19 protein-coding genes are annotated in these 25,375 nt (G+C 52.3%); 4 read left to right on the forward strand and 15 right to left on the reverse strand.

Going from position 1 to position 25,375, the window contains the following annotated elements; genetic code table 11:
- Positions 1-13: 13 nt before the first annotated feature.
- The 3 genes from ADN00_RS16325 to ADN00_RS16335 form a co-directional block, all read right to left on the reverse strand.
- Positions 14-358: an RNA recognition motif domain-containing protein gene (locus tag ADN00_RS16325; protein ID WP_269083473.1), complete on the reverse strand. Its 345-nt coding sequence runs from the start codon at positions 356-358 to the stop codon at positions 14-16.
- A gap of 296 nt (positions 359-654) precedes the next feature.
- Positions 655-1,893, reverse strand: a complete 1,239-nt coding sequence (locus ADN00_RS16330) for a hypothetical protein (protein ID WP_152966395.1) — start codon at positions 1,891-1,893, stop codon at positions 655-657.
- An 11-nt stretch (positions 1,894-1,904) separates the two neighbouring features.
- Positions 1,905-3,344: a hypothetical protein gene (locus ADN00_RS16335; protein WP_075064080.1), complete on the reverse strand. Its 1,440-nt coding sequence runs from the start codon at positions 3,342-3,344 to the stop codon at positions 1,905-1,907.
- 377 nt (positions 3,345-3,721) lie between these two features.
- Between ADN00_RS16335 and ADN00_RS16340 the strand changes: the two genes are divergently transcribed.
- Positions 3,722-5,206 (forward strand): hypothetical protein, encoded by a 1,485-nt coding sequence (locus ADN00_RS16340; protein ID WP_075064081.1) that lies wholly within the window; start codon positions 3,722-3,724, stop codon positions 5,204-5,206.
- An 87-nt stretch (positions 5,207-5,293) separates the two neighbouring features.
- Here ADN00_RS16340 and ADN00_RS16345 read toward each other — a convergent pair whose 3' ends face one another.
- From ADN00_RS16345 to ADN00_RS16385, 9 genes are all read right to left on the reverse strand, one after another.
- A complete protein-coding gene (locus ADN00_RS16345) occupies positions 5,294-7,153 on the reverse strand; it encodes an ABC transporter ATP-binding protein (protein WP_075064178.1) in 1,860 nt (619 codons plus the stop codon).
- Between the two features lie 55 nt (positions 7,154-7,208).
- Positions 7,209-8,978 (reverse strand): ABC transporter ATP-binding protein, encoded by a 1,770-nt coding sequence (locus ADN00_RS16350; RefSeq protein ID WP_075064082.1) that lies wholly within the window; start codon positions 8,976-8,978, stop codon positions 7,209-7,211.
- A 69-nt stretch (positions 8,979-9,047) separates the two neighbouring features.
- On the reverse strand, positions 9,048-9,524 hold the full coding sequence (locus ADN00_RS16355; protein ID WP_082390269.1) for a MarR family winged helix-turn-helix transcriptional regulator: 477 nt from the start codon (positions 9,522-9,524) through the stop codon (positions 9,048-9,050).
- A gap of 111 nt (positions 9,525-9,635) precedes the next feature.
- Complete coding sequence (locus ADN00_RS16360) at positions 9,636-10,832, reverse strand: MFS transporter (protein WP_075064084.1); 1,197 nt, start codon at positions 10,830-10,832, stop codon at positions 9,636-9,638.
- A gap of 78 nt (positions 10,833-10,910) precedes the next feature.
- A complete protein-coding gene (locus ADN00_RS16365; RefSeq protein ID WP_075064085.1) occupies positions 10,911-11,468 on the reverse strand; it encodes a nucleoside-triphosphatase in 558 nt (185 codons plus the stop codon).
- Positions 11,461-12,261: an ABC transporter ATP-binding protein gene (locus ADN00_RS16370; protein ID WP_075064086.1), complete on the reverse strand. Its 801-nt coding sequence runs from the start codon at positions 12,259-12,261 to the stop codon at positions 11,461-11,463. The genes ADN00_RS16365 and ADN00_RS16370 overlap by 8 nt, the downstream gene beginning before the upstream one ends.
- Positions 12,258-13,298, reverse strand: coding sequence for a FecCD family ABC transporter permease (locus ADN00_RS16375; protein ID WP_201781216.1), 1,041 nt, complete (start codon positions 13,296-13,298; stop codon positions 12,258-12,260). The genes ADN00_RS16370 and ADN00_RS16375 overlap by 4 nt, the downstream gene beginning before the upstream one ends.
- Positions 13,299-13,303: 5 nt before the next feature.
- On the reverse strand, positions 13,304-14,461 hold the full coding sequence (locus ADN00_RS16380) for an ABC transporter substrate-binding protein (RefSeq protein ID WP_082390274.1): 1,158 nt from the start codon (positions 14,459-14,461) through the stop codon (positions 13,304-13,306).
- Between the two features lie 44 nt (positions 14,462-14,505).
- Positions 14,506-15,054, reverse strand: a complete 549-nt coding sequence (locus ADN00_RS16385) for a PadR family transcriptional regulator (protein ID WP_075064088.1) — start codon at positions 15,052-15,054, stop codon at positions 14,506-14,508.
- Positions 15,055-15,256: 202 nt separating this feature from the next.
- Between ADN00_RS16385 and xylB the strand changes: the two genes are divergently transcribed.
- From xylB to ADN00_RS16400, 3 genes are all read left to right on the forward strand, one after another.
- The gene (gene xylB, locus ADN00_RS16390; RefSeq protein WP_075064089.1) at positions 15,257-16,762 is read left to right on the forward strand and encodes a xylulokinase; all 1,506 of its coding nucleotides are present in this window, start codon (positions 15,257-15,259) and stop codon (positions 16,760-16,762) included.
- A 140-nt stretch (positions 16,763-16,902) separates the two neighbouring features.
- Positions 16,903-18,222 carry a helix-turn-helix domain-containing protein gene (locus ADN00_RS16395; RefSeq protein ID WP_075064090.1) on the forward strand — a complete coding sequence of 440 codons (1,320 nt, stop codon included), beginning with the start codon at positions 16,903-16,905 and terminating at the stop codon, positions 18,220-18,222.
- Positions 18,223-18,305: 83 nt separating this feature from the next.
- On the forward strand, positions 18,306-20,108 hold the full coding sequence (locus tag ADN00_RS16400) for a hypothetical protein (protein WP_075064091.1): 1,803 nt from the start codon (positions 18,306-18,308) through the stop codon (positions 20,106-20,108).
- 127 nt (positions 20,109-20,235) lie between these two features.
- Here ADN00_RS16400 and ADN00_RS16405 read toward each other — a convergent pair whose 3' ends face one another.
- From ADN00_RS16405 to ADN00_RS16415, 3 genes are all read right to left on the reverse strand, one after another.
- A complete protein-coding gene (locus tag ADN00_RS16405) occupies positions 20,236-21,882 on the reverse strand; it encodes a hypothetical protein (protein WP_152966397.1) in 1,647 nt (548 codons plus the stop codon).
- Positions 21,883-21,992: 110 nt separating this feature from the next.
- Complete coding sequence (locus tag ADN00_RS16410; RefSeq protein WP_075064093.1) at positions 21,993-22,697, reverse strand: hypothetical protein; 705 nt, start codon at positions 22,695-22,697, stop codon at positions 21,993-21,995.
- 32 nt (positions 22,698-22,729) lie between these two features.
- Positions 22,730-25,327, reverse strand: coding sequence for a peptidoglycan-binding protein (locus tag ADN00_RS16415; protein WP_082390279.1), 2,598 nt, complete (start codon positions 25,325-25,327; stop codon positions 22,730-22,732).
- Positions 25,328-25,375 lie beyond the last annotated feature (48 nt).

A 25,375-nucleotide genomic window follows, 5' to 3' on the forward strand; every position in this document is an offset into this window, starting at 1 on the left:
TTTGTTGAAAATATTAGTAGCGGTTATTGCCGTAGCCGCCGCGGTTTCCGCCACCACGGTTGCCAGAGCCGAAGGAACGGCCACCTGCGGGGCGCTCTTCGCGCGGGCGGGCGGGGTTAACGGTCAGCTGGCGGCCGCCAACGTCTTTGCCATTGAACATGCTGATGGCTTTATTGGCATCTTCCTGGCTGCCCATCGCCACGAAGGCAAAGCCTTTGGGGCGACCGGTTTCGCGGTCTTTGATCACGTCCACTGACACAACAGTGCCGGCTTCTTCAAACATTGAGCGCAGTTGTTCTTCGGTGGTGCTATAGCTCATATTTCCAACATACAGTTTTACTTCCAAGGGTATCCTCACTTTTCAATTTTCCAGACGCGGCTTAACCAAAAACGCTCCCATCATTTTAATACTCGATGGCAGCATGTATCGTACGCAGATCTGAGTATAAGATGGCTTAAATATATCACGATATTGAAATAAAAGATAGTGCAATTTTCAAGTACAATATTTTCAATTGAGACTTCAGGGACTTTCTGAATTTATAATATCCCTGACAGCAAACTGCCAGTAGATGTGTTTTTTTCCTTAGTTGACCATTTGTCCGCTTTTTAATCGTCAAAAAATTTTGATGCTCTTAGATAAAGTTATCGTTTTTACCAGGTAAACGCCCAGGCAGCCAGGCCGCATCCAAAACACATGACCAAAATTGAAATCATCGCGAATCCTACTGCAATCCAAAATGACCGTGGTCTTTTTCTTGCTGATGGGAAAACTGGTTCTTGTTCCTGATCTGTCTGGATGTTGGTTAATGGAGGGGGTTGTGTGCCAGAAATTGTGTTTGCTTGCATTTCTTGATTGACGCCAGAGTCGATACGGTTTGAGGTATTCTGTGCGGGCCTAAAGAATTTTGAGAGAAGGTCTGCGCCCGATAAACTCGTGTAACTCACTATGGAAACCCGGTTTTCATTTTCACTATCTACCAAGAAGGTGAAATATTTACCAGCCATACCAATGCAAAGCATTTCTTCTGATGCAATGCATTCATTTTTAATCGTGTGTGTTTCAAGAAAAGCCACTCTTTCCATTTCAAGGAAGTCTCTTGAAATGGATAGGATCGCGTTTCCTGGTGTATAGCCCATTTGAAAGGGAACCAGCCAGCCTGCTTTTGCTAATCGCACAAAGCTGGTGTTAATTTCTTGAAGGGTCAGGGAAGTAGGAGGGGTTAGCATCGAAATCAAAAAAGCAAAACCTCGATTGGGTGATAGAGCGTTGCTATCAAAATAGGTTTCCTGTTCGTCTGATTCATTGAAACCTAAGCCAAGATGATCAAGAAAATCCGCTACTTTTTGGGCGCTTAACATTTGCTTGAATACCGTGGTTTCATTAGCTGCTGTTTGGAGGTATTCCATTCTTTGCATATCAATCAGCGTCGATAGCACAAGTGCATCGGAAGATGTAAGCGTGATGGTGTATTCAATTCTTGATTCAATGGGAACCTGGTGATTGAAAAAAGATTGGATAACAACATTTTTTAACGATGATTCCTCCAGGAATTGAATTTGGCCTTGTTCATCGATTTGCAGCCCTTGTGATTTTGGGTCTGGTGTGTAATACACCAGGTTGGACAATATTTGATCATCCGATTGCAGAAAAAAGATCTGGCTGACCCGGTTTGCGTTGGTGATTGTGCGAAGACATGAGTGGAGATAAGGCGCAATTTGACCTTCTGAATCAACTAATTTAGCGGAACGCAAGGATTCCATAGAGATATTCGTTTCTGTTGCCATTAGCAGAGGCGCAAGGTTAGCCAGAGGGGCGCGCGATGCTAATACCAATGAACCAAGAGCACGAAACTGCGGAATATCTATTGTGAATTGACTGGCATCGTTCATTGTAGATACCTTTAGTTGTCAGCAAGTCTCTGATTAATCAGATCAATTTCATTCTTCAGATGAATGATCTCCCGGCGTATTTCCGTCATTCTTTCGCCACTCAGGTTGATCAGGCTGTGAATATGAAGAATGATCTTGGAATCCTGAGAAGTATCGTGCATCGAAAATGCTCTATTTAAGACGGGGTCTAGCAGTGTTTGAGCCATAAACCCGACCGGATTGGTGGTTACGATGGTTCCGCCGATGACCGCTTTTTTACTCACAAATTTAAGCGCATTATTTTTGAACAACCTTACCAGTACCTGGCGGTCGTGAGTGAGATTATTGTAATCTGTGCGGTACTCCGATAATTGGTTTTGCATCATGGTGCGAATCGTTTGCAAATTTCCTCGTTCCTCATCTGTCAAACGAGGGCGAGAGGGTTGGGGAGCCTTTTGTGATGAAATCTCTGTTGATGACGCTGTATTCTGATTTTTGGGGGCTGTTTGTTTTGAAGGAGGGGTAATTTTGGCTGGTTTTACGGGCTGCATTCGCGTTGCCGCATATCCACCCGCGGCGACAGCGCCAGCTGCTCCGGCAGCTGCCGCAACCACACCCGCGGCAATTGCCGGAGTTCTAGTTGGATTGGTTGTTTCAGTCTGTTGATTCGCGTCTTGGTTGGGAGAAACTTCATTGTCTTTTTGATAAGCGGGGATGGTGATCCGTTTTTCATGAGCTGATGTGTCGGGGCAGGTATATTGCAAAATCAGCGTGGTCTCTTTTCCGTCCCAGGTAACCGAATTTGTCTGCACTCCATTGATATACCAAACATTGGATAAGGCGGCAACAGGGTTATTATTCTCATCCACAAACGACAAAGAAGGGGATAATATCTCACCTGGTTTCAAATTATTAATGTTTGAAATGACCGGTATGCAAAAGCTCCCTGGTGTTGGCGCCATCGTTGGTAATGGGCCCATTGATTCGAAAACTTCAGGATTGATTACAGGGATATCAATATAGATGGTGCCATCTCCGATCGCACTTAGTCGAACTGTTTTTCCGTCAACAAATAATGCGGTTACAACCAGCTTTGGATTCTCCGGGTCTTTTAGGGGTATCTTTCCATCTGGGCCACCTGAAAATATGCCTTTCAGTTCTGTCCTTCCGTATTGGCCAGGTGTGGAGTTGCCTTTACTGTCAATATCACAGTCAGGACCTTCAATGGTGATCGTGGCTTCTCCGTAGTTGGATCCTCCCGCAGCGCCCACATTCCACGCTTCAATGGTTATTTTTATGGGAATGTTGTTACAATTTTGGGAAAAAGTGGGCGGTATGTTTCCGTCATAAATTGCGATTACTTTCTGTGGCGCTGGTGGTTCGGGGGTTTGGGCGCTGGCCGTAGAAATGGTCGCAATGGAGAGTAAAATTGACAACCAGATGCAAATCCAGAAAGAAGTTCCTGTGCGCATTTTTAATCTCCAGAGAAAAGAGGATTGGTTTTTATCCCATATCTATAAAAATTATAGCGTGTTCAGAAGAAGAAAAATGTCGGCAAAACATACAATGATTTAAAAAAATATTTGCAACACCTGAATGGCAATCATCGATCGGTGATTCTACAAAAAAGCTGAAAGGGGTAATGGAAATTTTTAAAGTCATTCCATTTTCTGCAAAAAGAAGTTCATTGGGGATTTGAGAAATTGCATTCTGCCGTTTGAGAAGTTGAAAATGGTACAATATGGAACACTGCGATCCAGGACAAGAGACTCTACTTGCGTTGAAAACAGGGATGGATTCAATCTTTTTGGCGCTGGATGGGTGTCCACCAATTTCACCAGGGGCTTGTATGGCTTTATTTCAAAGCATATCCACACATTTTGTTGAATTCCTGGTTACACCCGACCAGAAGAAATTCAAATTGGCCAATCAAATTTTTATGGCCTTGCTTTTCTTTGGGGGCATTGCGGTTTGGGGTCTGTTTTTATATTGCCCGCAAAACACCTGTAATTACCATGACTGGCTGGACATTATCGCTCCCCGCCTGAACTTTTTGAAAGAGTCGGTGACAGTTGGCGCATGGCCGCTGCATGCTTCCACGCCCATGAAGCTCGGCGTATTTTATACGCAGCGTTACCTGGCCATTCCCGATGCATTTGTCTCTCCGCAATTCTTGCTGCTGCGCTTCTTGAATGTTTATCAGTTCATCGTTTTTGAGATGGTTTTGTTTTACACGCTTGGCTTTTGGGGGTTGCGCAGAATTGGCCAAAAACTCGGCTTTTCCAACCTGGTCTTCACTTTTGTTTTCATTCTGTTTAACTTCAACGGCCACATTGTGGCGCATATCAGTGTTGGTCATTTTACCTGGGTCGCTTATTTCTTGTTTCCCTGGTTTGCGCTGCTGGTTTTTCAACTGATTGACGGACAGTCTGGCTGGCGATGGATTGCCAAAATGGCTTCTTTGCTGTTTTTTACGCTGCTGCAGGGCGGGTATCACCATTTTGTGTGGATGTTGTTCTTCCTTGGATTTCTGGCCATTTTCATTCCCAGACATTTTTTTACCATCTTGAAAACAGCCGTCTTCTCGGTGTTATTGGGTATGTTTCGATTTCTGCCGCTGCTTGCCCTGTACAATTCCCTGAACGATAACCAGTTTATGGGGGGCTACCCTGATCTTCAATCCATTCTGGAGAACATGGTTATCATCCGCCAAGGGGGTGTTGAGATTCCGATCAACAACCTGACCCTCCCGCTAGGCACCTGGGAAATGACAGCGTATGTCGGGGTTATCGGCGCTTTTTTTATTCTGTTCTTTGGGTTGATCTATCCGATTTACAAATCCAACCCGGAATACCCATACCGCGTTCTTCTTTTTCCAACCATTGGGCTATTAATGCTTTCCTTTGACCGGGTATTTCATCTGCTTTTCACCCGTATCCCTCTTCCGATTTTCACCGGAGAGCGGGTGGTGACCCGCATTCTGGGTTTGGTGCTGGTCTTTGTATTGATTCAAGCCGGCAGCGAGTTTCAACACTGGCTCAATCATCACACGCTTTCCAGATTCTCTATGCTTTCCATTTTATCATTGGCGGTTGTGGCCGGGCACGACCTGGCGCGCAACTTCAGAGAGTGGATGCTGCTGGTTGCCTCTCACTATTTTCCCGGCGAAGCCAAAATTGAGCCGATTTGGTTGGTCGATAATAATTACACTGACCAACCCTATCTCAACTTGATTCTGATTGGCAGCGCCGTCATGCTGGTCAGTTATTCTGTTCTTATCGCGCTGTTGTGGTGGGAAAGAAAACAAGATCGAAAAACCAAAACCGCGCCATGATTTTCAGAATATTTCCAGGGCAGATTTTTTTGGCTGCCTGTAGCATTTCCTGATCATCACGGCGCGGGTGGTTCTTTTGCAAAAACTTTATGAAAGCTCGTACTGCCCGGTGTAGAGCTGGTAGTAACGGCCCTTCTGTTCCAGCAGATCGGTGTGGTCGCCGCGTTCGATGATCTCGCCGTTTTCCAGAACCAGAATGGCGCGCGCGTTGCGCACCGTAGAAAGACGGTGGGCGATGACAAAGACGGTGCGGTTTTCCATGAGGGCGTCCATGCCTTTTTCAATCAGGCGCTCGGTGCGGGTGTCGATGGAACTGGTGGCTTCGTCGAGGATCATCACCGGCGGATCGGCTATCGCCGCGCGGGTAATCGCCAGCAGCTGCCTTTGGCCTTGCGACAAGTTGGTGCCGTCAGCGGTAATCTGGGTGTGGTAGCCCTGCGGCAGGCGTTTGATAAACGAATGGGCGTTGACCTGCTTCGCCGCCCGAACGCATTCTTCATCGGTGGCATCCAAGCGACCATAGCGGATGTTGTCTAAAATGGTGCCGGAGAACAGGTGGGTATCTTGTAGCACCATGCCGAGCGACTGGCGTAAATCGTTTTTGCAGATACGCTTGATGTCGATGCCATCATAGGTGATACTGCCCTCTTCCACATCGTAAAAGCGGTTTAGCAGATTGGTGATGGTGGTTTTCCCCGCGCCGGTTGAGCCGACCAGAGCAATTTTCTGCCCGGGTTTGGCGTAAAGGGATAGCTGGCGCAGTACCGTTTTCCCTGGCTCATATCCAAAATTGACCTCGTGGAAGCGCACGTCTCCCTTGAGTTCCACATATTGCACAGAACCGTCCGCCTCGGGCACTTTCCAGGCCCAATGGCATGGGCGTTCACCATTGGTATTCACATTTAACGATCCATCTGCACTCTTGTTTACGCCAACCAGGGTTACGTCTCCATTGTCCACTTCCGCCGACTGGTCCATTACATTGAATACCCGTTCCGCGCCCGCCATGGCTGCCAAAAGGGTGTTAAATTGGTTGGTAATTTGAATCACCGGGAAACCCACCATGCGCGAGTATTGCAGGAAGGCCGCCAATGAGCCGATGTCGAAGCTGGAAAAGACGGTCAGAATGCCGCCAAACAGAGCGGTTGCGGCGTAGGCAATATTGTTGAGATTGCTCATCACTGGCATCACCACGCCGGCATAGAAGTTGGCTTCGGAGGCAGCCTGGCGGTAGGCTTCATTGCGTTTTTTGAACTCGCTGATGGCGTTCTCTTCATGGTTGAAGACTTTAATCACCTTCAGCCCATCCACCATTTCTTCAACATAGCCGTTGACATCCCCCAGGTTTTGTTGCTGCGCCTTAAAGTATTTGCTGCTTTTTCCGGCAAGTTTACCAGAAAGGAAGAACATGAGCGCCAGCACCAAAAAGGTAACCAGGAAGAGCAGCGGGCTGAGCACCAGCATCATTATCACCGCGCCTACAAACGTCAGCGCGCTGGAAGCAAGCTGGACAAGGCTTTGCTCCATCGCCATCTGAACGTTATCCAGGTCATTGGTAAAGCGGCTCATCAGGTCGCCGTGGGTGTGGGTGTCAAAGTATTTGAGCGGCAGGCTCTGCATTTTGACAAACAGGTCGCGGCGCATCAGATTGGTGGTCTTCTGGGCTACCTGAACCATAATGCGGCTTTGCAGGTAGGAAGCGATGACCCCCAGCAGGTATATGCCGCCCAGACCCATCAGGGCGTTGAGCAGCCCGCTGAAGTTGCCCGGCAGAATATAGTCATTAATGAGTGGTTTGAGGAAGTAATTCCCCGCCAGCCCGCTGAAAGCGCTGATCAGCATCAGGATGAAAACCAGCACCAGCAGCAGCCAGCGGTTTTTCAGGTAGGACAGCAGCCGCCCCAAAGTTTTGCGGGCGTCTTTTGGGCGTTCGAAGCCAACGGGCATACCGGGGCCGCGAGGAGCGCGCGGCTGCATTTCACGTTGGTTGGTTTTTTTGGGGCTATCCATGAATATAGGCTCCTTCTTGCTGGGAGGAGTAAATCTCCTGGTAAATCGGATTGTTGTTGATCAGTTCCTCATGCGTTCCCATGCAGGCGATATGACCGTCGTCCAGAACCAGAATTTGATCCGCTTCCTGGACGGAGCTGATGCGTTGGGCAATGATCAGCACTGTGGTGTTGGCCAGGTTATTATAGAACGCGGCACGGATTTTGGCCTCTGTGCCGGTATCCACCGCGCTGGTGCTGTCATCGAGAATGAGGATGGCCGGTTTTTTGAGGATGGCGCGCGCGATGCACAAGCGCTGCTTTTGCCCGCCAGACACATTGACCCCGCCTTGACCCAATTGGGTGTCGTAGCCATTGGGAAAGGACATGATGAAGTCGTGGGCCTGCGCATCTTTACTGGCTGTGATCATCTCTTCTTCGCTGGCGTTGGGGTTACCCCATAATAAGTTTTCGCGAATGGTGCCAGAGAAGAGGGTGTTCTTCTGCAAGACCACTCCAATTTTGGCGCGCAGCGATTCCAGCGAATAGTCACGCACATCCACATCGTCTACCAGCACCGCACCTTCGGTTGCGTCATACAATCGCGGGATCAGGTGCACAAGCGTGGTTTTGCCGGTGCCCGTTCCGCCGACGATTCCGATCACCTGGCCGGGCAGAGCGGTAAACGAGATGTTGGACAGCACGTTTTCTCCGCTGCCTGTGAGTTGGTATTTAAAGGATACATCTCTGAACTCCACTTTCCCTGTCTTTTGGAGCGGTAATCTTTCCGAAGGTTGAAGCTGTTCAGCGATGACCGGCTGGGCGGGTTCCACAATGTCGGCCTGGGTATCGAGCACTTCCAGAATGCGCTTGCCGCTGGCTTCAGCGCGCGCGCTCATCAAAATGACCATAGAGATCATCATCACGCTCATCAAAATTTGAAAAACGTAGCTGATGAAGCTGATCAGCTCGCCTGCGCCCAGCGTGCCCACATACACCATGCGGCCGCCCATCCAGATGATGGCCAAGGTGGCGCCGTTCATTACCAGCATCATAACCGGCATATTCAAAATTGCGATGCTGACCGCCCGGATGGCGGCGTTGGTCAGGTTGTCGTTCGATAGAGTAAATTTTTGAATTTCATGGTCCGCGCGGACGTAAGACTTGACCACGCGAATACCGATCAGATTTTCCTGCAGAGTGTTGTTGAGCGCATCAATTTTTTCCTGCACAACCGAAAAGCGCGAGACCGCGGTTCTCATGATCAGAAACACACCGATGGAAAGCAGGGGGATGGCCACAGCCAGCACAACCGAAAGGCGCGGGTTGATGCCATAAGCCAGGATGAACGAGATAACCAGCATCATCGGGGCGCGCATTAAAATCCGCAGCCCCATCATCACGGTAACTTGTAGATTGTTGACATCATTCGTCAACCGGGTGATTAGCGAAGCAGTGCTGAAATGGTCAATGTTGTTGAAAGAAAACCCCTGTACTTTTTCAAACAGCGCGTCACGCAGGTTGGCGCCAAACCCCATGCTGGCTCTGGTGGAATAGCGCATATTCAGAACGCCAAATCCGATTGCCGCCAGGGCTAACATGATCATGAATATTCCGATACGTGTGATAAAAGCGACATCTTTTCCGGGGATGCCGATGTCGATGACTCTTGCCATGAGCAAGGGCATGCTCAATTCACACAGCACGTCGAGAAGCACAAGAAAAGGGATTAGAAGCAAATATTTCTTGTACTTGCCCAGGTATGGATAAAATTTTTGAATCAAATTGTGCCTCCAAAACAAGCGATTTCACTGACGCGGTATCGGCAGCGTGCGGCGATGCTTTACCGTCGATTACAGGTCTGGTTGGATTTCGGGTGGGCCGGCTGGCTGCTCAAGCAGGTTGGCGTAGACTTTGTTCAGCAGTTTGATCAACATATCCTTCTCATCAGGTGAGAGGTCAGTCAACAATATCTGGTCAATTTGCTGAAAAGCGTTCTTAATCTGGCGAATTACGGTCCAGCTTTCCTCTTCCAGAAATACACGGGAAATCCTCTCATCCGCCGGGTCTGGCCGGCGTTGGAGGTAATGAAGCGCTTCCATGCGTTTGATCACCTTGGTGGCGGCCGCGGGGGAGATCTCCAGCTTTTCCGCGATTTCCGAGTGCGTTAAGCCATCCTGGTGAGAAAGGAGCATTAATAGAATGGCCTGCCCGCGGAACAGCCCGATCGCTTCCAATGACTGATCGGCGCGCGTCGCGTGCAGGCGGCTGATATTGCCCATCAGCAAGCCTATTCTCTTTTCTCCAGCGGTAATCCCGAATTTACCCATTTGTTTACCCGTATATAATTAACCGGTTAATAAAATGAATATACCACAAGCCAATGTAGATATGGTTAAGATTTTGATAAGTCCCTTTTAACTTTTTTTCTATGGAATTTCTTACCCCGCCGCGGCTTTGACCTGTTGGCTGGCTTTGCCAAACACTAACGGCAGCAGGGGGAAGACCAGGATGTTGATCGCGGTAAAGGCAATGAATGTCCAGCGGAAACCAACGGTGTCGGCCATGAAGCCGGTCAGCCCCATGCCAGCCCCTTGGGCCACATTGCTGACCGCCATTAAAATGGAGAACATTGAGGCGGCAATGCGTGAGTCAGTGTAGTTCATTGCCAGGGCAAAGTAAACGGTCTGGTAAGTGCCGTAAGCAATGCCAAACAGAGCAACCACAAACCAGGCGATCTGCGGATTGGGCGTGGCAGCCAGCAGCAGGGTGGAGATGGCAGAAACAACCACAGAGGCGATTACGCCGTTGCGGCTGCCAATTTTGCTGATCAGCCAGCCGCCGGTCACACCGCCCAGCACCACACCGATTCCCCAAACAGTGGTGTAGAACCCGGCTTGGCTGAGAGAAATACCGAAGTCTTGTTCCAGAAAGGGATTGACCAACTGATTAACCCCGGCGATGATCATGAAGAATACAAAGCCAATCCCGGCCAAGCCGATGATGGATGCTTGTTTGAAAGCGCTAAAAGCAGACCAATCGAATTTACGCTCAACCGTCCGCTCGCCTTCCCGAATGCCCAGCACGAAGGGCAGCGGGAGGAGCGTTAGCCCGGCCAGCAGCCAGAAAACGGCCAGCCATGAAACTGCTTCAGCCATGATGCCAACCGCCGAAGCGGTGATGACCACGCCCAGCGCGCGCCCGCCGACCATGATGCCTTGAATGACGCCGTGCTCTTCTTCAGTAGTGGTGTCCAGCGCCAGGCCGTCGGTGCAGGTGTCATACAGCGCCATGCCAAGCTGCAAGATGAAAGCCAGGCCAACGAACCCCCAATAACTTTTGGCCGGGTCAATGAAGGGGACAATAACCAGGGCGACAAATTGAACCGTCAGACCGATGATTATATAGGGCTTGCGATGCCCCATTCCAAACAGGTTGACTCGGTCGCTCCACATGCCCAGGAAGATCTTGATCACAAAAGGAATGAGCGCGATGGTGGCGAAAATGCCCACACTGGTCATGGATAGGCCCTTGGAGAGAAAATAGAGCGCGTTCAGGGCGGTGAAATAACTGAGAATGGTGCCCTGGGTGAAGTACAGCAGGCCGAACATGATTTTTCGGGTGATCGGTTGGCTCATGATGGTTTTGTCTCCTGGGAGGGCTGGATACAACCGAGTATAGGGTCAACTGCTCCATGTGTCAACCGGCTCTGAGGTCTATGATCGGTTTGCAGGTGAGCGTAACCACTGATCGATGATCTGCTGAGCCAGGGCAGGCGCCTCGGTTACCGTGTTGATTTGCAATTCTACGGCTTGCGGCCAGCGGGAGCGGGCTTGGGCAACCAGTTCCGGGCGGATCACCACCAGTGCCAGTTTGAACTGCCCTGAATCAAGCGCGCGCAGCCCTTCCAGCCAGCCCTGCTGTCGCTCAAACTCCAGCGGGCCCAGCTCGTCAACCATCAGCAGATCGCAGGGAACGGCGCTTTTCAGGATTTCATTTCCCCATTGCATATTGACCGGGTCAAACGCCCAGGCGTGGGTCTGGAGAGTGGTATTGGCCAGCGCGGTGCTGCGCGCCAGCAGACGGCGCTCATTACTGCGGATGGCTATGATTTCGATGCCGGTTTTCACGCTTTTTTCCAGCACCGGCAAAGAAATCACCCCGGCGACATCCCATCCACGCTGGCGGGCTTGCTCAACAACCATTTGACAAAGGCTGGTTTTTCCCGCACCGCGCCAGCCGGTAATTATGAGAACTGTGCCGGCTTCATTCATGTTTTTTATCCGCTCCATTGCGCCAGATGACCACACGCCGACCGGCCACTTCGTGCACTTCCACAGGGGTGTCATATGTTTCACTGAGCCGTTCGGAGGTGAACTGTTCCTGCAAGCTACCGGCGTGCTGCACTTTGCCATCGCGCATTAACACCAGCTGATCGGCCAACACTGCCGCCACTTCGGGTTCGTGCGTGGTAAAGACCACGGTTACACCGCTGTCTTTCAGATCGCGCAGCAGTTCCAATAAGTGGATCTTATTACCCAGGTCGAGGTGGTTGGTGGGCTCATCCAGCAGCAGCAGACGCGGTTGCTGCGCCAGGGCGCGCGCCACCAATACCAGTTGGCGCTCGCCGCCGCTTAACTCGGTTACAGGGCGGTCACTTATGCCCGCCAATCCCACGGTGGCCAGGGCGCGCTGCGCGGCGCGGCAGTCGGCTTCACCGGGCATTTCCAGGGGCATCAAATAGGGCGCTCGTCCTAAGAGCACATATTCCAGAATGGAATAATCGTAAGCGATGTGTTCGGTTTGCGGCACCAGGCCGATGCGCTGCCCCAGCTCGTTGCGCCGGTATGACAGCAGGTCCTTTCCATCCAGCAAGACCTGTCCGCTTTGCGGCCGCCGCCAGCCCAGCCCCAGGAGCAGCAGGGTGGTTTTCCCCACCCCGTTGGGTCCCAAAATGGCGGTGATGCTGGCGGGTTCGATTTGCAGAGACAGCTCGTTCAGCACCGTGTGATCCTGCGGCTGGTAGCGAAACACGACATTTTCAAAGGAAAGGATGGGTGTGCTCATTTTTCCACCCGTATGCCGCGCGAGATCATCAGCAGCATGAAGAACAACGCGCCAAACAGCGAGGTTATGATTCCCAATGGCACCTCGGCCACCATTAAGGTGCGAGCGAGATCGTCACACACCAGGGTGAAGATGCCGCCCAGCAGCATGGCGCCGGGCAGGGAATAGCGCGCGTCCGCCCCAAACAGGCGGCGCGAGATGTGAGGCACAATTAAACCCACCCAACTAACGATGCCGCTCACAGCGGTTACACTCGCCGCGGCAGCCACGGAGGCCGCCAGAACCAGCGCTCGCTCGCGCCCTGGCGCCAGTCCCAAAGAAAAGGCCACCTCATCTTCCAGCGATAGCAGATTCAAGCGCCAGCGCATCTGGAAAAGGATCAGCAAGCTGATCACCACCACGGGCAGCAGCACGCGCAGGTCTTGCCAGTTGATTTTATACAATCCGCCCAGCAGCCAGAATGTAATTTCAGGCAGCTCTTCCAGCGGGTCGGCGATGTACTTCAATATGCCCACCCCTGAGGAAAACAAGGCAGAGACGGCGATTCCCGCCAGCACCAGGCGCAGCACCCAGCCGCCAAAGCGCACTCGCCGCGAAAGAAAGTAAGACACGGCCAGCCCGCCAAACGCGAAAACGGCGGCTGATCCCTGGGTTATCCAGGGAGTTCCGCCAAGGAAGATAATCGCCAGGGCGGCGCCAAAGGTGGCGCCCTGTGACACACCCAAAAAGCCTGGCTCGACCAGCGGGTTGGAAAATATCATCTGAAAGACGCTGCCTGCCGCTCCCAGCGACATCCCCAACAAGACCGCCGCCAGAATGCGCGGGGCGCGCAGGTTAAGTAGAACGCGCCTGGCCAGTTCATCCGTGTTCAGGCGTTCCAGCGAGATGAATCCTGGTTGGGGGTACCGGCCCAGAAAAAGGGACAGCAGGCTGATTGCCAGCAAAAGCGCTGCTAGAATCAGAAGGAAGCCGGCGGGCTTGATGGCCCGCCCAGCTTTTTCGTGGGGTTTCTTCTCAGTAAGGTGTTTCGATGCCACGTTGCCTAATCCACATCACCACTGAGAATCGGGATGATCTTTTCCGCAAAGGCGGATTCATCCATCCCGTAGAGGGTCTGGAAAAACATCGCAGCCTCCTCTTTAATATCCAGATCAGCGAAGACTTCTGGTTGAGTTTTGCTGGCCAGCCACATTTGCCCCAGAATCCAGCGCGTATCGGGCTGGTCCCAAGAATAATAGTCGCCGGGGAAGCCAAAGAGCTGTCCCTGCTGAACAGCGCGCAGCGCCTGCCATTGGGTGTCCTCTTCTAATCCAGCGGTAACCTCCGCTACGTTGTCATTATAGGCGATTATGTAAATTTGGTCGGCATCCCAGGCGGCGATTTGCTCAAAATTGACCTTTGTCCAGCCGCCGCCCAGTTCCAGGTCCTGCCACACCGGTATACCGCCAGCATTTTCCACCAGGGTGGTTTGCAGCCAGGTCAGCGGCGGCACGCTCAGCGCCGTCTGGCCGTCTTGTGAGGAATAGTACAGCAGCAAAACGCGCGGTTTTTGCTCTTCAGACAGTGTTTCTGTTTGTGAGGTGACCCATTCAGATTTTTGCTGGTAGTACTGCTTCAATTCTTCGGCACGCTGCGGATTATTAAAGAGTTGTCCCAGGGTGGTCAAATCGCGCTGGAACTGCTCGGGGGTTTCAAGGTCGAGGTAAATTACCGGCACGCCCAGGTCCTGAATCTGTTTGCCGAAATCCTTGGCTAACATGCTTTTCATGATCACCACATCGGGGTTCATGGCAAGAATGGGCTCTGCGCCCGTATCGCGGCTTACCAGGGTTTTTTGCGCGAAGAAGGGGTCGATCACTTCACCGAAGTTACCAAGTCCCTGGGTAATTTCGGATAACGCAACCATGTTCTGCTGTGCTTCAGGGAAGGCGTAAATGGCGTCGACAATCATCAACCCCGCCCGGCCGGCTTGCACGATGCGTTGTGGGGGATTTTGAAATATTAATTTTTGTCCCAAAGCGTCTTCCACTTCGATTGGGGCAGCCTTCATTACTGTCTCAGTGGGGGATGGCTCGGATGTTGCTGTGGCCTGGGTGGGCGCGGGTGAAAGGGTATCGGCAGGCGCGGTTGGGGCGCAGGCAGACAAAATGACTGAAAGCCCAACGATCAATTCAATCCATACAATTCTTGTTCTGTTCATTGATCAATTCCTTTACCGTAAAAGATTGGAAGGAGGATACGTTTTTATGCACCTTCCGAATCGCAATGCAATATAAAGCGCTGGCATTGATCCAGCCAGGCAAGCATGGCGGCGATCTGCCCGCGGCGAAATTCAGAGATCAACCATTCAAAAGTGCCGGGTGAGTTGTCCCCGCGATCCATTTGCCAGAGCTGGCAGGTCTCGCGCTGCATCTCAATCAGCTTTTCGGCCGCGTTCTGGCTGATTTGGCGGGCAAAATAGAGTTTGACGATAAAATCCAGACGCATGTCGCGGCCGTGGGGTACCGGGGCGCTAGTCCATTGGAGAAAGGTTTGCCATCCGGTCTCGGTTAATGAAAACATTTTGCGAGGAGGGCGTGAATCCTGGGCTTCGAGCGCGGTGGTTACAAAGCCTTCCTGTTCCAGACGATTCAAAAGTGCGTATAGTTGGCTTTGCTTAACCTGCCAGACCTGCCCCAAGCCCTGCGGGTTCATCATTTGGCGGTGGATGTCGTAACCGTGCATCGCGCCGTTCAACAAAAAACCGAGCAAGGCATGTTCAATGGTCAGAGGGGTGCGGGTGAGTGGGCTCATGTTTTTTTATTTGAATATTCATTAAATGAGTATCAGCGTTCTGATTATAAACCGGGTTTTGAAAAATTCAAGGTTTATCTTCGCTATGATTTTGGGCAATGGACATGCAAGACAATGATTTTGGTTGACAGGCTCTCTTTTTGTTGTACCATAATCTGGAACCGGTTCCACAAGATTTCCACTCTGTTTCCGTGAGGGCATGATGAGCAGCTATTTCCTTGGTGTTGATCTGGGCACATCCAGTCTGAAAACCATATTGCTCGATGCAGAAAGCGGCAGTCTGCTCGCTCAGGTGGCTGCAGAGTACTCCATTCAAACCCCGCAGCCGGGTTGGGCGGAGCAAGACCCTCAGATATGGGTGGATGCATTCCTTTCAACTCTCCCGGTGGTTATGAGCCAGGCGCGGATAGACGCGAGCCAAATTGAAGGAATTAGCTTTTCCGGGCAGATGCACGGTTGCGTTTGTCTGGACGCGCAGGGAAATCCTTTGCGTCCGGCCATCATCTGGGCCGATCAGCGCAGCGCCAGGCAGGTGGAACAGGTGTACACTTGTCAGGGAATTGAAAAACTGGGTGCCGCCACCGGGAATCCCCTGGCGGCTGGCTTCATGCTTCCCACTTTGCTGTGGCTGCGCGAAAATGAGGCGGAGGTGTATACCCGCATTCATCAGGTTATGCTACCCAAAGACTATTTGCGGCTGGTCATCACCGGCGAATATGGCAGTGAACCGAGTGACGCTTCTTCCACTGGCCTGTTTGACCCTGCCCGTCAGGACTGGAACGAGGATTGGCTAACCGGACTGGCGATCCCGTTGCGTTTTCTCCCACCGGTTAAGCCCTCCCACGCGCCAGGGGGGAGTGTTTCTAAACCATTCGCGATTCTCTCCGGGCTGCGAGCCGGCACGCCGGTCTTTATGGGCGCCAGCGACCAGAGCGCGCAAGCGCTGGGCAACGGCATCATCCAACCCGGTGATGTCTCTTGTACCATTGGCACCGGCGGCCAAATTCTTGCACCCGTGCTGCAGCCGCGATATGATCCACAGCTGCGCCTGCACCTGTTTTGCCACGCGCTGCCCCAGGTCTGGCATCTGGAGTCGGCAACCTTGTCGGCTGGACTATCGCTCAAGTGGCTGCGCGATCACTTTTTTGAAGACCGCAGTTACCAGCAGCTGGTGGATGAAGCCGCACACGCGCCTGTAGGCGCAGAGGGTTTGCGTTACCTGCCTTATCTGGCCGGGGAACGCACGCCCATTATGGATCCACTGGCTACGGGCAGCTTTACCGGCCTGACCCTGCGCCACCATCGCCGTCATCTGGTGCGAGCCGTGCTGGAAGGGGTGGTCTTTTCGCTGCGACAGGGGCTGGATTTGATGCAAACCCTGGGAGCGCCTATTCAGCGCATTGTCGCTTCGGGAGGAGGCACCAGACACCCGCTGTGGCTTCAATTGCAGGCGGATATTTTTGCCCGCCCCATTTACCAGAGCAGCACTCCCGAGGCAGCAGCCCTGGGCGCGGCCCTGCTGGCGGCTGTGGGAAGCGGCTATTATGCCAGTTTTGAGCAAGCCTGCCAGCACATTGTCCATTGGAAGCCCGCAGCGATTGAACCAATTGAAAACAATGTACGTCTCTACGAGGAGATTTACCCTCATTACTGCTCGTTGTATCCAACTTTACGAGCAACTTTTAATAGAAAATCTGGAAACGAATAATGGGTGACGTTCAAATTTCTGGTTTGATAGCGAGTTTTCTGATTGCCCTTACTTTGTTGGTACTGCCTACCACAATACCTGATCACAAAAAGGATGCTTGAAAGGAATCACTCCTTTCCATCTCGGATATAATTTAACCGATGCAAAACGAACTCCCTTTAAGCGAACGTGAGATGGAAATTCTGCGCCTGGCGGCGACCGGGGCCAGCAATAAAGAAATTGCGCTCACATTGGGCATCAGCCCCAATACGGTCAAAGTGCACCTGCGCAATATTTTTGAGAAGATCGGCGCTGCTTCCCGCACCGAAGCGGCCGCGTATGCGATTCGCATGGGATGGGTGGAAATGGGCGATATACCCGCTGACCCGGAAGAAGCGGAACGCGCTGCGCCTGAACCGGTGAGCGTCCCGCAGAAAATTTCCCAAACACCCGGTATGCGGCTGTTGTTGATTGGCCTTGGAATCCTTCTGACGGTAATGTTCATTCGAAGAACAATGACCCCACCCGCAGAGATCAACTCTGCCGCGCTGACCCCGCTCCCGCCGGAAACGGGGTCTGAACAGTGGGAGGCGCTGTCCGAAATGCCCGCGGAGCGTTCGGGGATGGCGGGGGTAGTATTTGAGAACCGTTTTTACCTTCTGGGCGGTGAGGGCAAGCAGGGGCTGACCGCGCCAACCTGGGAATATACCCCTGAGACACAGACCTGGGCCAGCCTGGCTGATAAGCCAACCCCCGTGCGCTACGCGCCAGCGGCCGTTTTGGGCGGGCAGATTTATTTAGCTGGGGGAGAGCTGGCCGATGGAAAACCGGTCAACCATCTGGAGAGTTATAATCCGCGCGAAGACCGCTGGGAATCCCACGCACCCTTGCCTGAAAACCGCTCCCAAGCCGCGCTGGCAGCGTTTGAAGGGAAGCTGTATTTGTTTGGCGGTTGGAATGGCATGGCTTTCAGCGCGGACGTGTATCGCTATGACCCCACCGCGGACCAGTGGGAGCTGTTTGCCAGCCTGCCTTCCGCGCGCGGATTCGCTTCCGCCGTGGTAAGCGGGAATAAGGTTCTGTTGATCGGCGGGCGAAACAACACCACCCCGCTGGATGAAACCCTGGCTTTTCATCCCCAATGGGTGCTGGAAGGTGAAGATCCGTGGGAACAACTGGCTCCGCTGCCGCAAGGGCGCTTCGCGATGGGGACTGTTGAATTGGCGGGTAATGTCTACCTGGTGGGGGGGCAGAGCTACGGTCAGGTGCAATCCATTCTCACACCGCTGGTTCTGCATACGGCAGAGAACAAGTGGGCTGCGCTGGAAGCTCCGCCGCTTGAAGTTGGCCCTTACCTGGGGCTTCTTGCCTATGAAAACCGCCTGCACGTGTTGGGCGGGCAAACTTTAATGCAGGGGATGACCGCCTCTCACCAGACCTTCCAGGCGATTTATACGCGGCTGATTCCCTTAATCCCTTAATTTTTTCCCCGAGTTTTTAGGTTGATGGACATTTTTCTTGCGGTTTTTGGCGCAGTTGAGAACTTAACGCAAGGATTTTTTTGATGATTCTGAAAAGAGAATACATGATCCGGCATTGGAGATTTCTCATTGTTGTTGGGTTCCTAACCGGCCTGGGATGGTTGTTTGCCGGGGTTGGCGCGGCTGCCGGGCAGCCGGCAGAAAATTCTGTGCGGATGGTTGTTCTTTCTTCCCCGCAGAGTGAATACTATCCGCTGGCAGTCGACATCGCCCAAAAAGAATCAATTCCGCTGGCGGATTCCTGGGAGGATACGCTGGCCGGCAGCCCTGCTGTGGTGTATTGGGTGACATCTCCTGGTGAATTAAGTGATTCCCGGATGGCTGAGGTGGGTTTGATCCTGAAAAGCCACGGCTCGTTTCCATCTGTGGGTTTGATCACCGGCAGCACTCTGGAAGATGCCCGCCAGCTTTGGCTGCGGGGCAGGCAATTGCGGGAAGAGTGGGCGCAGCAGGAGCCGGATCGGTTCTACGCCGCGAATGGCGAGTTTCCAACCGCCGATATTGACCAGGCTCAACTGCTGAAATGGCAAAAGGACGGTTTTGAAATTTCAGCACTGAATAAGGTATCGCTTTCCGATGCACTTCAACAAGCCAACTATCTGACCTTCACCGGCCACGGAGCGGGAAGATACCTGCGTCTGGATGCGGAGACCGAATACACAGCTGGTGATTTGCCGTCATTGCCTCCGGTGGTGATTTCGGCGGCAAGCTGCCAGACTTTGCGCATTTGGAACCCCGATTCTATTGCTCTGGGATTTATTCGCCAGGGCGCGGCAGCGTATGTAGGTTTTGTGTTCAGTCCCATGGAAGGTTTTCTGATGGGAGAGTTTCAAGATTTGCCGTTCCGCTATACCTGGCCGGGTTTTCCGATTGGGCAGGTTGTCGCGCTTCACAACCGCGGTACGCTGCAGGGATTTGCCAACATACCTTTCTATTATCTGTTGGGAGACCCGCTGATCGCGTTCCGGGCAGCGCCACCCTATGAACTGGCCTCCGATGTTGAAGAGGACGGCAGACGAACGCTGGTTTACCAGGGCGCGCCGGCGGGGATCATTCCGGTGCGGGTGGCAGGGGGCGGAAGTTATTCTTATGTGGAGGTGGTGGGTGTGGGAGCCACCTCGTCCCATGATCCGGTATTCCATTCCCGTCTGCAAGCGACCAGCCTGAACGGTGACCAGTATATTCTCTTCCAGCACAAAGGGGGAGACTTCACCATCCGGTTAGCGGAAACTCCACCCTGGGGTTGGGGACCCGCTCACCTGCTTCTTTTCGCGCTGGATGAAATTACACTTTTTACGCCATTGAACGGTGGTGATTGGATCATCTTCATTTTGGGCTGCCTGGGCACAGCGGCTGCCGCGCTGCGATTCTTGGCGCTGCGCCGCCAGAACGCCGCGCCAGCGCGACAGGTCGGGTTGAACTGTTTGGTGATCGCATTCGGAACCGCGTTGGCGCTGGGAGTATACGCGAAGCTGCGTGAGCCATATTTTGCGGGCAATTCCAAGCCGGTTCCTTTTGAGCTGAACTGGCTCTGGATGGGCGGCGTTTTTTTGCTGGCCTGCAGCGGAAGCGGCCTGTATATGATGGCTCGAAAATGGATCGGTAAATTTGCCGCTCTGCTGGTGATCACCGCCCCGGCCCTTTTCCCGGTTGTGTTTGGCCTGGTGGTGGTGGAAGTGACCAACCTGCTCATTCGCCAGCAAGTCGGGATATCGATTTACACCAGCCATCTTTACGCAATCTCCGGCGCGGCTGGCGGATTGTGGCTGCTGATTGCATTGGCCCTCCTTTTGTGGCTGAGGCGGCGTGTAACAAGGCCGATATAAACCTGTTTGCCGCCAATCATTGGCTGGCATTGGTTCTTCCAACAATAAACTGAAGGAGGCTTTTCAAGTGGGGTGGTGCATTTGGCCCCAAATGAAAAGCCTCCCGTTGTATGGATGGGACGAAGGGTTACTTCAGCGGCACGTTATTGACAGCCCCCGCTACGGTAACAACCCGATCCGGAAAATCTTTGCTGCGGGCTTCAAAGCTGAAGGTGCCGGTCAGCGTTCCTGTTGCCGGATCGACCTCAAAGTTGTATTCTCCGCTTTCCGCGATATAGAGGAATGCGTTGATGTAAATCGCTGCGGTGTTGCCTTTGGCCGCTTTGGTCTGGTCGTAAGGGATCATTTGTACCTTACCGATTTTCAGGTCATCCTTGGGAATGAACAGCGACACGATATAACGCTGCGTGCCGCTCATAAATCCGACCACATAGGCATTGTCTGTCGATTGGTACTGGACATCCGCGCCCATGATGACGTCATTTTCGTATCCGCTGACGTCATAGGCAAACGCGCCCGGGTCAAGCTCACTGGTCTGGTAGGGGGATGTTGATGCCGAAGTGCTGGGTGGGTTTGGACTGCTTCCGGGAGAGGTCGCGCTAACGGCGCCGCCTTGCGGAAGGCCGATCAACTCCACGGCATCAATTTCATTCCAGCCCAGGCCTAACACGCTTTGATCCAGGAAAATTTTCACGCGGTCTACATAGATTTCTTTGGTCAGTTCCAGGGAAATTTGGTAGACATCCGGGCAAAATTCGACATATTCGGGGTAGGTTTCAACAACTGTGTATGCATTGCCATCGGTGTCGATGATCTGTATCTCGGTGATTTGCGATGGGTTGTAATTCATGTGGATGTTGATCTCGGTGGGGAAGACCGGCATGGCGTAGGTCAATTCGATCCATTCTTTCGTGGTCGCGCCAACCGAAGCCCAGGCATTGACGGAATCCTCGCAGTTCTCAACATTGGGCGCGCCGGTTGCCTGCATGGCCGACCAACTGTCGCTGCCGTATTCTGAACTGGCTGTTGCGTATACCGCGTACTGGCTGAATGGTCCCTCTATGATGGAATCCGCCGGTTGAGGTTGGTCAGGCGCGGGTTCGTCCATTGTGCTTTGCATGGGGTCTTCCCCGGGGCAGCCTGCGCCAGGCACCGGGGTGATGAATTTAATGCTCTTCAGCACATCATCAAAATACGGTTCTACTTCTTCATCCCATCTGTTTTCAGGCGCCATGGCCATCATGGTGAACTGGCGTTTGGCAGTCAGCATGGAAGTGACCACCAGCGATTTGACCGTTATATCTCCCTGGGTGCTGGTCATCTCGGCTTGAAGGGCGGGGAAACCGCCAACTTTCACTTTCTTGGGTTTGCCAATCTCTGCGGCAGTGCTTTCGTTTTTAAATTTGTCAAAGGCTTCATCGGTAGTCATCTCATCTGGATTATCCCCTGTCATGATCAGGAATGCAGGCCCATACATGGTGTCAGCGCTCGGAGCTGCCATCTGAATGATTCCAATCGAACAGTTCACCTGCCAACCTTGAATGGGTGTGAATTGGAACCCCCCTTCATCAAACACATAATCTCCCGATGATTCAGACGTGCTGGATTGGCTGCTGGCTGGTTCATCCGCAGCCGGCTCACTCTGAGCGGGGTTGTTATTGTTACCTAACGCCCCGGTAATTTTGCTGCCAATTTGCGAGAATGTTGAGCAGCAGAAACTCATCAAAGCGAGTAAGGTGAAGGAAGCCATCATCCGAAACATTCTTGTGCTCATTTTGGTTGCCTTTCTTGTTCTAAAAATGGTCTATTCGCAAGGATTGATTCTTTCGGTTCGCGCCAGTTGGGTGGTAAACTGGTCGTTGGAATTTCGTCAGTATTTGTTGCTTATCGACTTCCTAGCCAGATCTCAACAATCGCCGTCCCCAGGTTTACCATCAGGTCTAATGATGTGCGGTCCAGCATCTGTTCGGTAGGAATTCTGATCTCGAGACCGGCAGGGGTTAACTTAATCACAACCCGATGTCGATCGGCAAGTGCAAGCATCAGTTTTTCAATCCCAGGCTGCAGAACGCGGATGGCGTCTTCTTTTTCGCTGGCCAGGCATAGATATTTTTGCCTGAATTGATCGCTGCCCGCATTGACCAAAGCAAGATCAGCGGCCCAATCGGCATCTTCACCCAACAAACCATGAATCACTTTTGAAAACATTGCGCCGCCCATGGATGCCAACATTTGCGCGTCGCCAGGGTTGTTGACCGGACCGAAGACCAATCCTCTATCGGCTAATGCCACATCTTTTGTCCACCACCGCGTACTGAGTCCCACCTCGGAAGACCCCGGTCCGGCGTCACGCGGGCTGGCCTCAGCCAGGCTTTCGATTGTCCATTCGCAAGCAGTATTCCTGCCCCGCACGCGATAACCTGAAAGAAGAGGCTGTTGAATTCGCTCCACTTCCCACCCTTTTTCTTTCGCCATTTGTATAAATTGCGCATCTTTCTGCTTTTTTCTGTTTTGAAGGAAAATGAAGAGAAGCAGGCCTAAAGCAGCAAAGACAACGAGCACGATCAAATTGAGCAAGATATCATTCATATTCTTCTCCTGGTAGAGTCATTTTTTCTTCTTTACTCACCGAATAATTGTTTCCAGGTCAGCGGACCGACAATGCCATCGATCACCAGGCCATTGTCTTGCTGATATTGGCGCACGGCCTGGTCTGTTTTGGGCCCAAAAATGCCGTCCGGGATCCCGATTTGCGTGTAGCCAAGTTGAACTAATCGCTTTTGAAGCTGTAGCACATCATTACCCGTCAGCATGGGGTCAGACAATGCCAGCGGACGGTAATATGCAACTTGTGTAGGAGTCGGCGTTGGTGTTACCGGTGTTGGCGTAGCGGTGGGCGTAACCGGGGTGGAGGTGAGGGGCGGTGAAGAGGCTTTGCAGGCAAGAGATAGCAATTCGCCGGTGGGTAATGCCGATGCGCCAGCCTGGCCCCACAACCGCACGCTGCCATCCTCTGCCTGGCTCATCAACAAACGACCATCTTGGCTGAAGGACAAATTATTGATCCTTCCAGCGTGAGCGGCCCAATTTGAAAGCAGCTTTCGGTTCTTTGCGTCGATCAGGTATAGATTACCGTTGTTATCTCCGGCAGCCAGCAGGCACCCGGAAGGGTCAAACGCAATCTGGTTGATGGTTGCCTCTGCGGTAACCTGGGTAATGATGGTATTGGTATTCACATCCATTACGGAAATGGTGTTAGTCTGCGCGACAGCCAGCGCGCTGCTGTCTGGATTGAGCGCAATCGCCGTGATATAGGTGTTGTTCGCGGGGAGTTCAAAATCGCGGATCCATTCCAGGGTGTTGAAGTTCCAAAGACTGACCTTATCCAGCCTTTCTGTTGCCAGCCAATTCCCATCCAGACTGATGGAAAGATGAGCAATCCAACTATCCATGATTGGCCGGGATTTTCCAGTATAAAAATCAACCAGCATCAGGCGTGAATCGAGTAGGGTATTTTTTTGGTCAAATGTCTCCTGGCTCATGGCCAACACCCCGGCGAATGGGTTAGCGAGAAAATCACTGCGATGATCGAATGCCTCGACGTGGAAAGGCTCAACGGAGTCAAGACGCCACCATTTCGCGCTTCCAGCTCCAGTGGTGATCAGGGTATTTCCATCGGCTCCCAGAGCAACATTACCTACTTTTCCTTCATGCGCTGCCTCAATTGTTTGAAGAATATCGCCGCTGGCTGGATTGACCATCATGACCGAACCGTCTGATAATCCAACCGCAAGAACGGGCTGGTTATTCAGCGTTCCCATAGACGCGCTGGTAACCTGCCGGAGATCAAGGATTGCTCTGGTCATTTCAGTTTGGTCGGCGCTGTTCCACAGGATCACCTTACCTTCATGGGATATGGCGATCACTTCTCCATTGGTTCCGGGTTTCACCGCCGTAATGGGTTTGCGGCAGGTTGAGCACATGGAAGATTTGAACCAATTGGAAATCGTCTGGTTTGTTGGAACGCTTTTATCCATTTTTCCGGCAGTCGCATTCCAATATTCCAGCGATTCCAGCGTGAACAAGATAATCACGTCGTTTTCTGGGACAAGTGCCACATCCAGGTAAGCGGTTTCATCCTTAATAACCAGATTTCTCTTGCGTTGCAGGCGGTTGGCATCCCATAAGCCGACTTCATAGCGGCCTTTCGCGGTTGGCTCGCAGCCGGGGGTGTTCTCGATACATGGCGGGTCCATATAAGCAATTTCGCACATAACCGCGAAAGAGTTCCCGGTTGTGTGATCGGCCTGGCAAAAACCAGAGCTTAATCGCTCGCGCGTGTAAGGGTTGACCGAAGTGTTGATCAATTGTCCTGAGTTGATATTCCACGAGCGAACGTCCCCGAGCGCGTTAACCGTTTGCACGGTTTTTCCATCCGGGCTGAAATATAAGCCAATCGTGTCTGGAAAGAAGCTTACCCAATCCGAGATGGTATAGGATGAAACCGAATCGCGGATCATTTTTCCAGATTGGACGTCGAAAAGGCGCAGAAAAACCTGAATAGGGCCGGGGTATCCATCGGCGCTGTATTGCTGGATATCTTCCACGGCAGCCAGTATTTTCCCATCCGGGCTGATGGCGGAAAGATGGCCGGTGTTGGAGATCATCTTGCTGGAACCATCAGCAAGGTTCCATATCTGGGTTTGATAGGTAATGGCGTTCGTGGCAACCAGCAACTGGTTATTTGCGCTGAAAGAAACGTAGCTGTTTCTTCCTGACACCTGAAATTCACCGTTGATCTCCAGGGTTTCCCCATCCAGCATCAGGATGCCCGCCGGCCCGAGAACAGCCAGGTTTTTGCCATCCGGTGACCAGGCGATATCCACTACGTCTCCCACTTTAGAGAGCTTCATCTCATATAGGTTCTCGATCAGAGAGGCCGTATCAGCCGTAATGGCCCAATCACCGCTGGGAGGAAGGGGAATGGCTGTCGCCGAGGGCATCGGGCTGGGAGTTCGCGTTGTGGTGGATGGCTGTGTGTTGGTAGGCTGGCTGCTAGAGGGTTGGGCCTGAGACTCTATCTGATTCGCCGTTGGCTGCGAAGATGCTTCATTGATGATCTTAGGAGAACCGCCGCATGCAGAGAGCAGGGTGGAGAGGAGCAAAAGGATCAGTACCATTCCAGCTTGCCAGTGTAAATGTTTTCTTCTAAGCGGCATCTTTTCCCTCCTCGTTACACTCAACGTGTCAATCTTGTGCAAATAAAT

The sequence above is a fragment of the Ornatilinea apprima genome, assembly GCF_001306115.1.
GTDB classification, from domain to species: Bacteria; Chloroflexota; Anaerolineae; order Anaerolineales; family Anaerolineaceae; genus Ornatilinea; species Ornatilinea apprima.